10 protein-coding genes are annotated in these 12,130 nt (G+C 69.6%); 3 read left to right on the top strand and 7 right to left on the bottom strand.

Annotation, left to right across the window (positions count from 1 at the left end; genetic code table 11):
* Positions 1–80: 80 nt before the first annotated feature.
* Positions 81–1,205, top strand: coding sequence for a hypothetical protein (locus tag ACFVV5_RS08470; protein WP_387241862.1), 1,125 nt, complete (start codon positions 81–83; stop codon positions 1,203–1,205).
* 33 nt (positions 1,206–1,238) lie between these two features.
* Here the strand turns inward: ACFVV5_RS08470 and ACFVV5_RS08465 are convergent, their stop codons facing one another.
* Genes ACFVV5_RS08465 through ACFVV5_RS08455 form a run of 3 tightly spaced genes read right to left on the bottom strand, consistent with a single transcriptional unit; the run spans position 1,239 to position 3,834 of the window.
* Positions 1,239–1,751 carry a DUF2017 domain-containing protein gene (locus ACFVV5_RS08465; protein WP_387241859.1) on the bottom strand — a complete coding sequence of 171 codons (513 nt, stop codon included), beginning with the start codon at positions 1,749–1,751 and terminating at the stop codon, positions 1,239–1,241.
* Positions 1,748–2,050 (bottom strand): ATP-dependent Clp protease adapter ClpS, encoded by a 303-nt coding sequence (gene clpS / locus ACFVV5_RS08460; RefSeq protein ID WP_387241856.1) that lies wholly within the window; start codon positions 2,048–2,050, stop codon positions 1,748–1,750. Before clpS ends, ACFVV5_RS08465 begins: the two co-directional genes overlap by 4 nt.
* Complete coding sequence (locus tag ACFVV5_RS08455) at positions 2,047–3,834, bottom strand: glycoside hydrolase family 15 protein (RefSeq protein WP_387241853.1); 1,788 nt, start codon at positions 3,832–3,834, stop codon at positions 2,047–2,049. The genes clpS and ACFVV5_RS08455 overlap by 4 nt, the downstream gene beginning before the upstream one ends.
* 30 nt (positions 3,835–3,864) lie before the next feature.
* On the opposite strand from ACFVV5_RS08455, the gene ACFVV5_RS08450 reads away from it, so the two are divergent.
* Entirely contained in the window at positions 3,865–5,241 is a 1,377-nt protein-coding gene (locus ACFVV5_RS08450) for a glucose-6-phosphate dehydrogenase (protein WP_387241850.1), read from the top strand.
* 6 nt (positions 5,242–5,247) lie between these two features.
* Here the strand turns inward: ACFVV5_RS08450 and ACFVV5_RS08445 are convergent, their stop codons facing one another.
* Together ACFVV5_RS08445 and ACFVV5_RS08440 are read right to left on the bottom strand one after the other, a co-directional pair.
* Entirely contained in the window at positions 5,248–5,649 is a 402-nt protein-coding gene (locus ACFVV5_RS08445; RefSeq protein WP_387241847.1) for a hypothetical protein, read from the bottom strand.
* 141 nt (positions 5,650–5,790) lie between these two features.
* Complete coding sequence (locus ACFVV5_RS08440; protein WP_387241844.1) at positions 5,791–5,988, bottom strand: hypothetical protein; 198 nt, start codon at positions 5,986–5,988, stop codon at positions 5,791–5,793.
* A 131-nt stretch (positions 5,989–6,119) separates the two neighbouring features.
* Here ACFVV5_RS08440 and ACFVV5_RS08435 point away from each other — a divergent pair, with 131 nt between their 5' ends.
* The gene (locus ACFVV5_RS08435) at positions 6,120–7,283 is read left to right on the top strand and encodes an SLC13 family permease (RefSeq protein ID WP_387241841.1); all 1,164 of its coding nucleotides are present in this window, start codon (positions 6,120–6,122) and stop codon (positions 7,281–7,283) included.
* 12 nt (positions 7,284–7,295) lie between these two features.
* On the opposite strand, the gene ACFVV5_RS08430 is transcribed toward ACFVV5_RS08435, so the two are convergent.
* Both ACFVV5_RS08430 and ACFVV5_RS08425 read right to left on the bottom strand, forming a co-directional pair.
* Positions 7,296–9,182 carry a YhgE/Pip family protein gene (locus ACFVV5_RS08430; protein WP_387241839.1) on the bottom strand — a complete coding sequence of 629 codons (1,887 nt, stop codon included), beginning with the start codon at positions 9,180–9,182 and terminating at the stop codon, positions 7,296–7,298.
* Entirely contained in the window at positions 9,182–12,046 is a 2,865-nt protein-coding gene (locus ACFVV5_RS08425; protein ID WP_387241836.1) for an MMPL family transporter, read from the bottom strand. Before ACFVV5_RS08425 ends, ACFVV5_RS08430 begins: the two co-directional genes overlap by 1 nt.
* Positions 12,047–12,130 lie beyond the last annotated feature (84 nt).

Below are 12,130 nucleotides of genomic sequence, written 5' to 3'. Positions count from 1 at the left end.
GGCACTTGTCAACTGGTGGCGTCCCAGACCTAGACTGGCGGGATCGGACAGGACGCCCGAGGACGACCGAGGGAGCTCGCATGGAATACAAAGACATCCCGACCAAGGCCGACATCGAGAGTATCGCGGCGTTCCGGGAACCGGGATGCGTGAGCATCTACCTGCCGACCGGAACACTTCCGTCCGAGGCGGATCGGGCCAGGATCGAGCTCAAGAACCACCTCGCACGCGCCGCCGCGAAGCTCGAAGAAGAGGGCATCCCGCGCAACCGCATCGCGACGATCCAGCGCGAAGGCGAGATCATCCTCGAAGACCGCGACTTCTGGCGTTACCAGTCACGGTCGCTCGTTGTCTTCCTCGACGGAGAGGTGGCCGAACTGTTCCGGCTGCCCAACCGGCTCAGCTCGTCGTGCGACGTGGCGGACCGCTTCCACATCAAACCGCTGCTGCGCTCGGTGACCTTCCCCCAGACCGCGCTCATCCTCGCGCTCGCCGGCAACTCGGTGCGCTTGATCCACGTCACACCGGACGAGCCGGCCGCCGAGATCCAGGTGGAGGGGCTGCCGAAGGGCATCGCCGCCGCCGTCGGCGAGACGGGCGGGGTCGGGCGAGGCGACGAGGAGCGCCTCAACGGGAAAGGCGAACTGCAGAAGTCCCGGATGCTCGAATACGTGCAGGCGATCGACCGGGCGCTGCGCCCGCTCCTGGCCAACACGACCGAGCCGCTCATCGTGGCCGGCGCCGAACCGCTGAACGGGATCTTCCGCGGAGCGACGAAGTATCCGCATGTCGTCGACGAGAGCCTCACCGGCAATCCGGAGGAGAAACGCGACGAAGAGCTCGCCGCCGCCGCCCGGTTGATCCTCGACAAGCTGTACGCGGCCAAGGTCGACGATCTCAAGGAGGCGTTCGGCGCTCGCGTCGCTGCAGGCTCCGCGACCACCGACCTGAGCGACATCGCCCGGTCCGCCACCTTCGGCGCGGTCGAGGCCCTCATCGTCGACATCGACCAGCGCGTGCCGGGGACCATCGACGAGGAGTCGGGCGCGATCACGTTCGACACCGAAGACGACGGGAGCAACTACGGTGTCGTCGATGAGATCATCCGCCGGTCGCTCGCGTCGAAGGCGAGGATCTACGCCCTCCGCACGGAGGACGTCCCGGGAGGCGGGCCGGCGGCGGCCTCGATGCGCTTCGCGGTCTAGCCGTCTGAGCCGGTCCGACCGTACTGAGCCGGTCTAACCGTTTCTGCGGCGCGCGCTGAGGGCGTGCACGAGCGATTCCTGCACGCCCGCGAGCCAGTCGTAGACCGCGCGCAGCAGCGCGGTCTCGCCGTCGTGGATGTCGCCCTCGTCGCCGTCCTGCACGATTCCGAGCCGGGCGCCGAGCACGAGCCTGATGTCGGTGATCGCCCGCAACCACGCGTTCGAGCCCACCTCGTCGAGGCGCACCTCGACCCGTCCGTCGCCCATGCTCGCGAGCGACTCGACCACCAGCCGGGCATTGATCGCCTTGCGCTCCGCGAGACCGTCGGTCGTGAACCGACGAAACTCCGCCGACGCCGCCGGGTCGTCGGGATACGCGTCCGGGAGCAGCCGGATGAGCGCCGGATCGGCCTGCAGCTCGGCTCCGGACCGCGCCGCGTCGGCCAGCGCCGCGCTCTCCGACGCCAGTTGCACGATGATCTCGACCTCGTCCGGCTCGAACGTCGCCGACACGCTGCCGTCCCTCTCGCGCCGGAACATCCTCATGCGTCCGCCTTGGTCAGCGTCGCCCACAGACCGTACCCGTGCATGGCCTCCACGTGCCGCTCCATCTCCTCGCGGGTGCCGATCGCGACCACGGCCCTGCCCTCGACGTGGACGAGCATCATCCGCCGCTCGGCCTCCTGCTTGCTGAATCCGAAGTAGGTCCGGAAGACGTACGTGACGTACGACATGAGGTTCACCGGATCGTTCCAGACGATGGTGACCCACGGCGATCCCAGCTCGAGCCGCTCGTCGAGAACGGTCTCTTCGTCGGTGCGCGCGTCGGTCAGGGAGACCGTCATGCGCCCTGTTTCCTCAGCACCTCGGTGATCGCGTCGGCGGCGCGCACCAGCGCGAGGTGGGTCAGAGCCTGCGGCGTGTTCCCGGCCTGCGAGTGGCCGTCCACGTCGTATTCCTCCGAGAGCATACCGACGTCGTTGGCCAGCCCCACGACCCGGTCCATGAGTTCGCGGGCGTCGTCGATGCGTCCGGAGCGGGCGTACTGCTCCACCAGCCAGAACGAACAGGGCAGGAACGGATGCTCCCCGGGTGGCAGGCCGTCGATGCCGCTCTCCGAGCGGTAGCGCAGCAGCAGGCCGTCGCGCAGCAGGTCGTTCTCGATGGCGCGGACCGTGCCCAGCATCCGGGGGTCGTCCCACTCGCAGTAGCCCACCTGGGCGAGTTGCAGGAGGGAGGCGTCGACCTCGGTGCCCCCGTACGCCTGCACGTAAGTGCCGCGCTCGGCGTCGAAGCCGTTGGCCTCGACATCCGCCCGGACCTCGTCGCGCAGCTTGCGCCAGCGCATGAGCGGGCCGTCGAGACCGTGCTCTTCGACCGCGCGCACGGCCCGGTCGAACGCCGCCCAGACGAGGACCTGCGAGTGCGTGAAGTAGCGGGGCTCGCCGCGGATCTCCCAGATGCCGTGGTCGGGCTCGCGCCACTGCCGCTCGAGGTAGCCCATTAGGGCTCGCTGCAGCGCCCAGGAGAACCGCGTCTCGCGCATGCCCCGGGCCCGACCGGCGTCGAGCGCCAGCATCACCTCGCCGATCACGTCGGCCTGGAACTGGTTGGACGCGTCGTTGCCAACCCGCACCGGAGACGCTCCCTGATAGCCCGGCAGCGTGGTGATGACCCGTTCGGCGAGGTCGCGCTCACCCGAGAGCCCGTACATGATCTGCACGTCGGCGGGGTCGCCGGCCACCGCGCGCAGCAGCCAGTCGCGCCAGTGGTCGACCGAGTCGTCGTAGCCGTGGGCGAGCAGCACCGCGATCGTCAGCGACGCATCCCGGAGCCACACGTAGCGGTAGTCCCAGTTGCGCTGGCCGCCGAAGCACTCCGGCAGGGACGTGGTGGCCGCGGCGACGATCCCACCGGTCTGCAGGTGGGTGAGCGCGCGCAGGATGAGCAGCGACCGCACCACCATGTCGCGGTAGGGTCCGGCCTGCTCTCCGCCTCGGGCCCACCTCGTCCACCACACGCTGGTGCGCTCCAGCGCCTCGCCCACGTCGAGGGACGGCGGCGGGTCGCGGTGGGAGCGGTACCAGGTGAGGCTCAGGTCGACGGTCTGTCCCGCGGCGATGGTGAACTCACCGGCGTGGGAGTGGTCGGTGGCCTTCAGGTTCGCACCGCGCACGACGATGGCGTCGGGACCCGCCACGGCGATCAGGGCGGGTGGATGCTCGGACTCGTCCTTGCGCACCCAGGGGATCGCCGACGCGTAGCCGAACCGGATGCGCAGGTCCTGGCGCATCTGGACGGACCCCCGGATGCCGCGCACCCGGCGCACGATGTCGGCGCGGGAGTCGCCCATCGGCATCGCGTCGATCACCTCGACCTCGCCCTTGGCGGTGGTCCACCGTGTCACGAGGATCATGGTGTCGCCGTCGTAGGAGCGAGTGCTGCTCGCCGACGAGTCGACAGGGGCGAGAAGCCAGCGGCCGTCGTCCTCGTTGCCCAGCAGTGCGCCGAACATCGACTGCGAATCGTAGCGCGGAAGGCACAGCCAGTCGATGCTTCCGTCACGTCCGACGAGTGCCCCTGTGAAGCAGTCACTGATCAGGGCGTAATCCTCGATGGGGAGCGACATGTTTTCCAGTATGGCCGTACTGTGGGAGCCATGACGCAGTCGGTGACCACTCTCGTGATTCTCGGAGCCAGCGGAGACCTTGCGTCCAGGCTGCTTCTTCCCGCTCTCGGCCAGCTGCTCAGCAATAGTCCGGAGCGCAGACTCCAGCTCATCGGTTCGAGCACGGCGGAGTGGACGGACGCGCACTGGCGCTCGGTGGTGCGGACGTCCTTCAAGACGGTGAAAGCCGAGGGCGCTGCGGTCGACGCCCTGCTCGAGGGCGCGCGGTACATCGCCGCCGATGCGACGACGGCGGAAGGCCTCCAGCGGCTCCTGGATGCCGCCGACGGCATCCCGGCCCTCTACTTCGCCGTGCCGCCCGCGATCACGGCCCGCGCCTGCACCGCCCTGGCCGACGTCGACCTGCCCGAAGGGACCACCCTCGCGCTCGAGAAGCCGTTCGGCACCGACCGGCGCAGCGCGATCGCGCTCAACAGGCAGCTCGCCAAGCTCGTGCCGGAGGACCAGATCCACCGCGTCGACCACTTCCTCGGACGTTCGACGGTCTTCAACCTGCTGGGCCTGCGCTTCGCCAATCGCATCTTCGAACCGCTCTGGAACGCCGAGAACGTCGAACGCGTCGACGTGATCTACGACGAGTCGCTCGGGCTCGTCGGCCGGGCGGGCTACTACGACAAGGCCGGCGCGATGGTCGACATGATCCAGAGCCACCTGCTCCAGGTGCTGGCTGTTCTGGCGATGGAGCCGCCGTCGACGCTCGACGCGCAAGATCTGCGGGATGCCAAGGGTGCTGTCCTGCGCGCCACGCGTGTGCGCGGCGACAACCCCGTCGAGTCGAGCCGCCGCGCCCGGTACACCGGGGGCACGGTCGACGGGGCCAAGCTGCCGGCCTACGACAAGGAACCGGGGGTCGATCCTGCTCGTGAGACGGAGACCCTCGCCGAGGTCACCTTCGAGATCGACACCTGGCGGTGGGCGGGCGTGCCGTTCACGCTGCGCTCCGGAAAGGCGCTGGGTGAGCGGCGTCGCGAGGTGGTCATCACGTTCAAACCGGCGCAGCACGTGCCGACGGGCCTCACCGGCAGCACGGAGCCGACCAAGCTGCGGCTGATGCTCGCGCCGGACGAGATGTCCCTCGAGCTCAACATCAACGGGCCGGGCGATCCGTTCGAGCTCGAGAGGGCGGCGATGACCGTGGAGTTCGGCACCGGGGAGCTGCTCGCCTACGGCGAAGTGCTGGAGGGCATCCTCGACGGCGACCCGTCGCTGTCGGTGCGCGGCGACACCGCGGTGGAGTGCTGGCGGATCGTCGCACCGGTGATCAGCGAGTGGCTGAAGGGCGACGTCCCCCTCGACACGTACCGGGCAGGATCGCGCGGCCCTGCATCCTGGGCGCCGTTGGGCTGACCGGGGTCAGGCGGCTGTGCGCTCGACGATCGCCGGGAACTCGCCGGTGACGGGCTTGCGCAGGTCGGTCCAGATCGTGATCGGGGCGGGCTCCCAGCCGAAGGCGGCGGGCTCGGAGACGGTCTCGGTCTCGGTCGCGACCGTGGGCTCGGAGGCTTCGGAGGCGACGTGCTGCGCTTCGGCGCGCACGACGGCCTCGGCGGTCTCGATGACCTCACCGGCCTCGAGGCGGCGCTGGGCGTCGACGAGCGTGCTGGTGATGCTGACCGAGACGGAGGTGGCGAGGATGGAATGGAAGATCGCGTCCGTGTCGTCGTCGGAACGGCGCGAAACGGTCCACTCGCCTCTCTCGCCGATCAATTCGGCGATCTTGACGTGCACCAACTCGAGGATCTGGGTCTCGCTCAACTGAGGGACCGGAGCCGCCGGAACCGCGGCGGCGTGCCGCCTACGACCAAACATCGCGCAACCCCTTCCAGGTTGGAAATCACTGCTGTGATAACAGTGTCCTGGACGTTTGCCGTGGACGAGCGCGGACACGCCGCGTGATCAGCGCGATTTCTCGCTGATTTCCGCCTCCTGCGACTCCTGGATCACGGTGCCGACCGCGATGGCGAGCGCGATGCCTGCGTTGATCCACATCAGCACGATGCGCCAGTCGCGCGGACCGCTCCTGCTCGACTGGATGGTCGACCAGAGTCCGATCGCCGCGCTGATGATGGCCCCGTTGAAGACGTACTTGCGCATCCGCTCCCTTTCGCTGACGCATCCCACGCTAGCGGGTGCGTTCCGAAGAGTACGCCGTCGGTTACAGTCGGACCAGCCACGAGGGCCGGACTCGGACCTGCTACGGGGGCCGGACGCGGGAAAGTGAGTGGATGCGCACAGCGATCGTCGGCGCCGTGCTGCTCGCCCTCGGCGCGGTGGCGCTGGCGACCGGGCTGCTCCCTCTGGCGGACGCCGCCGAACTGTGGGACCGCGTCTGGCCCATCCTGCTGTTCGTCGTCGCCGTCACCGTGGTGACGGAGCTCGCCTCGGAGGCCGGGCTGTTCACGGAGATCGCGCAGTTGACGGCGCGCTGGGGCCGCGGACGCGCCTGGGTGCTCTGGCTGCTCGTCGTCGCGTTCGCCACCGTCTCGACGGTCTTCCTGTCCCTCGACACCACAGCGGTCCTGCTGACGCCGGTCGTGATCATGCTCGCCCGGCATGTCGGGCTGAGTCCGCTGCCGTTCGCGCTGACGACGGTGTGGCTGGCGAACACGGCCTCGTTGCTGCTGCCGGTGTCGAACCTGACCAACCTGCTCGCGCAGCACACGATGGGGAATCCGAGCCCGCTCGAATTCGCCGCACTCACCGCCGCGCCCGCCGCGGTCGCGGTCGTGGTCCCGTCGGTGGCCGTGTTCGTGATCGCCCGCCGCTCACTCTGGGTGCGCTACGAGCCGGGCGAGCTCGAGCCGATCGAGGACCGGGTGCTCTTCTGGTGGAGCGGCGGGGTCGTCGCGGCGCTCGTGCCGGCGCTGATCTCCGGAGTGCCGGTCTGGATTCCCGCGGTGGTCGCGGCGCTCGTCCTCATCGTGGTGTTCGCCGTCCGCCGCCGAGCCGTGCTGCGGTTCTCGCTCGTGCCCTGGCAGCTCGTCGTCCTCGCGTCGGGGCTCTTCCTGTTCATCGAGGCCCTCCATGCGGTCGGCCTCGGAACGCTGCTCGCCGCCGTGTCGGGATCGGGCGAGTCGCGGCTCGAACTGCTGCGCTTGTCTGTCACGGGGATGATCGGCGCCAACGCGATCGACAACCTCCCGGCGTACCTGGCGCTCGAACCGGTCGCCGGGTCGCCGGTGCGACTCGTCGCGCTGCTCATCGGCGTGAACGCGGGGCCGCTGATCACGCCGTGGGCTTCACTGGCGACGCTCCTGTGGCACCAGCGTCTGGCGTCGCTCGACGTCCAGATCCGCTGGAGCCGCTACATCCTGCTCGGTCTGATCGTCGCACCGGTGACCGTCGTGCTCGCGACCCTCGCGCTCGCGGCCGCATCCGGCACCGCCTGATCGCTGGGCACGCTATTCGGCGGGCAGGAGCTGCGCCACCCGCACGATCCGCCGCCGGGCGACGGCGATGAGGGTGAGCGCGAACCCGAAGGCCGCCCAGAGCAGCAGACCGCCCAGGCCGCGCCACACGCCGTCCGTCGACTCGACGACTCCGCGGAACGCCGTGATGGCCGCCGAAGTGGGCAGCCATTGCATCACTGTCGTGAAGAATCCGGGCACCGTCGAGATGATTCCGCTGGCGAGGGTGATCACGACGACCAGCATCGACACGAACCGGCCGACGCCGCCGAACATCGCCACGAGACCCTGGTTGACTGCCGCGAACGCGATGCCCGCCGCCGCCGCGGTCCCGGCGAATCCGAACCACTGGCCCACGTCGAGGGACAGTGCGAACTGCATGATCACGGCCACGAGAACGCCTTGGAGGGCGCCCAGGACGGCGGCGGGCACGAAGCCGTCGAGGGCGATGCGGCCGGATGCCCGGGTGGTGAGCAGTGCGCGCTTCGACACCGCCTGGAGCACGAGGAACGTGGCCAGAGCGCCCAGCCACAGCGCGACCGCACCGAAGAGCGGGATGCTCGACTGACCGAAGTCGCCGGTGCCGGACGATTTCTGCGTGACCGGCTCCGCGGCGACGGAGGCCAGGTTCTCGCCGTCGGCCTTCGAGTAGCTCGGCAGCTTGGCGCTGGCCTGCGAGAGTCCGGACGCCAGGGAGGCGGCGCCGGCACTGGTCGTCTCGGCGCCGCCCGCGACCCCGTTCAGGCCGTCGCGCAGCTGAGCCGCCCCGGAGGAGAGCTGCGCTGCGCCGCCCGCCGACTGCGAGGCTCCGGATGCCAGGGCTGTCGCTCCGGAGGCGCTCTGGGCGATCCCGTCGGTGAGCGCGGGCATCCCTGCGGCGAGCGTCGCGGTTCCGGAGGCGACACCCTTCGCATACGCGTTCGCGGTGTTCAGGCCCGTGAGCTGTGCGCCCAGCTTGCCGCAGATCGCGGCGGCGTCGGGTGACGTCGCGGCCGCGCAGTCCTTCATGATGGCGTTGATGCCGGTGGTCGCCGTGCTGAGCGTGCTCGACGCCGTGCCGGCGGCGCTCGCGAGTTTCGAGGTGGCGGCAGGGAGTCCGGTCACCGGGTCCTGCACCTGCTGCTGCAACGTCGTCAGGCCGCCGGCCAGTCCGGAGACGCCGTTCGAGAGCTGCGCGATCCCGGAAGAGAGCGACGAGGCTCCGTCGGCGACCTGTCCCGCCGCAGTGCCCAGCTGACGTGTGCCGGTCGCCAGCCGCCCGACACCGCCGGAGAGCAGGGTGGCGCCGGACGCCGCCTTCGCGATCTGGTAGTGCACCGTATTGAAGCCGACGTACACGTTCTCGAGGTACGTCGACGTGAGCTGCTTGTTGAGCACCGAGGTGGCCGTGCTCGTGACGGCCTGGCTGATCGCCGGGTCGACGAGTTTGGACTCCGGCGACGTCTGCACCTCGATCGTCGCCTGCGAGGCGTCGGCGGCGGCGCCCGCGGGTGAGGTGGCCGCTTTCGAGAAGTCCTTCGGGATGGTGACGACCGACACGTAGCTGCCGTCCGCGAGTCCGCTCGCGGCATCCTTCTCGTCGGTGAGCACCCAGCTGAAGTTGTCGTTCTTCCCGTCGAGAAGCCCTGCGGAGAGCTGACGCCCGAGCGGGACGGTCTGCCCGTTCAGGGTGACCGGCTGGTCGAGGTTGACGATCGCCGCCTTGACGTCGCTGAGCCGGTCGGTCGGGTTCCAGAGGGCCCAGACGAGCAGGCCGCCGATCACCAGCGGCACGAGCAGGATGCCCGCGATCGTGAGCCAGGTCACGCGCTTCTCGGAGCGCATCCGCTCGAGCGAGAAGATCGACCGCGGTCGGCGGAGCGGGGAAGAGGGTGTCGACATCAGACGGTCGCCTTTTCGGGGGAACGGTGGGCGGGAAGCGGGTGGGCCGGAGACGGCTCGCTGAGCAGGACGGTGCTCGGCTCGACGGTCTCGGGCAGCAGGTCGTCGAGGCCGGCCGGGTCGACGCAGCTGACGACGAGCGCGAACGGGCGCTCCTCGAGCCGGGCGCGGCTCACGGCGTCGGCCAGCTCGTACCGGATGCGGCGCCGCTCGACCGGGTCGGTCACGGTGTCGACGGAGTCGAGGGCGAGCAGCTGCGGATGCCCGCGGAGCGCCCGCCGGACATCGTCGACGGGCGTCTCGGTGCCGACGAAGCGCACGACCGCCGTGCGCGACCGGACGGCGGCGGCCCGCGTCGGGAGCACGAAGCCCGCGACCTTTATCGTGCCGGCATCCGGTCGGGTGCGACCCGTGACCGCCATGAGCAGTGCGGAGGCCGCGGTGCGGTCGTCACCGTGAACCACGAGGACGTCGCCGTCGGCGAGCCGGAGGGACACGCCGGAGACGAGCCGCCGCCTCTTGACGCTGACCGTGAGGCCGTCTGCCGCGGCGATGTACGGGTTGCCCGGCGCCGGCCAGTCGGCCAGCTCGAGCTCCTTCTGAAGACCGTCGCCCTCCACGTCGAACGACGGCAGCGCCCGGTCGAGCCAGCGGGGCATCCACCACGCCTTGTCGCCGAGCAGCTGGAGCACGGCGGGCACCAGGGTCATGCGCACGATGAAGGCGTCGACGAAGACGCCGACGGCCAGGCCGAGCGCGATCGGCTTGATCGAGGCGTCCCCCTCGGGCACGAAGGCGGCGAAGACCGAGATCATGATGATCGCGGCTGCCGTGACCACCTTGGCCGAGCCGACGAACCCGCTCTGGATCGCGCGCCGGGCGTTGCCGCCGTGCACGTAGTCCTCCCGGATGCGGCTCACGAGGAACACCTCGTAGTCCATCGCGAGGCCGAACAGCACTCCCATCAGGATGATCGGCATGAAGCTGATCACCGGGCCCTCCTTGGCGACGTTGAGGAGGTCGCCGAACCAGCCCCACTCGAAGACCAGTGCGACGGCGCCGAACGCGGCGCCGACCGAGAGCAGGTAGCCGAGGGCGGCCTTGATCGGCACGGCGATCGACCGGAACACCATCGTCAGCAGCACGAGCGAGAGCCCGACCACCAGGATGCCGAAGGGGAGGAGCGCCCCTCCGAGGAGCCGGGAGACGTCGATCTGCACGGCCGTGTTCCCGGTGACTTTGAGGTCGACCCCGTACTCGTCGAGGAAGTGCTGGTGCTTGGAGCGGATCTCGGCGACGAGGTCGGCGGTCTTGGCGGAGTCCGGCCCGGTGGTCGGGATGACCTGCACGATGCCCGTGTCGGCCGACTGGTTCGGGGTGGCGAGCGGCACGGCGGAGACGCCGGGCATGGCCGCGATCTCATCGCCGATCTTCGTCATGAGCCCGACCGGATCGGTGCTCGAGATGATCGAGCCGGTCACGATCAGGGGCCCGTTGTAGCCGGGGCCGAAATGCTCCGAGATCAGGTCGTAGGTGATCCGGGCCGGGTCGTCCGCGGCATGCGAGCCCGCGTCGGGCAGTGCCAGGCGCAGCTGGGTGGCGGGAATGGCTGCGATGCCGAGCACGGTGATCACGGCGAGGATCGTCGCGATCGGGAAGCGGGTGACGGCCCGCACCCAGCCGCGGAAGAACCCGGGCGGCACGTCGGCCTTCGCGGCGTGGGCGAAGGTGGGCGCGGAGGAGGCGGTCGCCGCTGTCGCAGGTGTCGCGGTCGTCGCATCGTCACCGGATGCGGCGGCGGCGCGTGCGGCCCGTCTGGCGGCCCGCTTCGTCGCGCGATGTCCGGGTGCGATGCGCGCCCCGGCGAAGCCGAGCAGCGCAGGCGTGAGCGTCAGGGAGATGAGCACCGCGATGGCCACGGCTGCCGACGCCGCGATGCCCATCGTGGTGAGGAACGGGATGCCGGCGACCGAGAGGCCGACGAGGGCGATGATCACCGTGATGCCGGCGAACAGCACGGCGGAGCCGGCCGTCGCAACCGATCTCGCTGTCGATTCCTCCGGGGGGACGCCGGCCTTCAGCTGACTCTGATGGCGCGAGATGATGAAGAGCGAGTAGTCGATGCCGACGGCGAGGCCCAGCATGAGCGCGAGCAGCGGGGTGGTCGACGAGATCGGCCCGAACAGGGTCGCGATGAAGATCAGGGCGATCGAGAGGCCGACGCCGAGCAGTGCGGTGAGCAGCGGCATCCCGGCGGCGAGGAACGATCCGAAGGTGACGATCAGCACCACGAGCGCGATGCCGACGCCGAGGAGTTCGGTCACGCTCAGCACGGGCAGGCTCTGCGAGAAGAGCTGGCCGCCGACCGCGACCTGAGAGCCGGCCGGCAGAGCCTTCTGCAGGTCGGCGCCGGCTGACGTGAGCGCGGTCTTGGTCTCGGCGGGGACGGTGGTCGTCTGCCCCTTCAGCTGCACCGTGACGATCGCGGCCGAACCGTCGGAGGAGACGGTGCCCTTGACGGTGTCGCTGTAGGGGGAGGTGACGCCGGAGACGCCGTCGAGTGCGCTCAGCTCCTTCACCGATGACGTCACCTGCTGCTCGATCTCGGGCTGGTGGACGGTCTCGCCCTTCGGGGCGACGATGACGAGCTGTGCGGACGTGCCGCTGACCTGCGGGAATGTGCGACTGAGCGTGTCGAGCGCTTCTTGCGACTCGGTACCCGGGATGCTGAAGGAATTGTCGGTGCCCTGGTTGAACAGTGCGGCGCCGCCGCCGAGGGCGACGAGGAGGACGATCCAGAGCGAGAGCACGAGCTTGCGGGCGCGGAATGCCCAGCGGCCGATCGAATACAGAATCGAGGACACGCGTTCTCCTACAGATCGGTGACACAACAGCATCAGGGAAGGGTTTCGATACACCTTCGTATCCGATACTAGAATGTATCCGAT

The sequence above is a fragment of the Leifsonia sp. NPDC058248 genome (assembly GCF_042881905.1).
In the GTDB taxonomy this organism is placed as follows: Bacteria; Actinomycetota; Actinomycetes; order Actinomycetales; family Microbacteriaceae; genus Leifsonia.
Note: the sequence above shows the minus strand (reverse complement) of the source record. Positions and strands in the feature narration are given on the sequence as shown.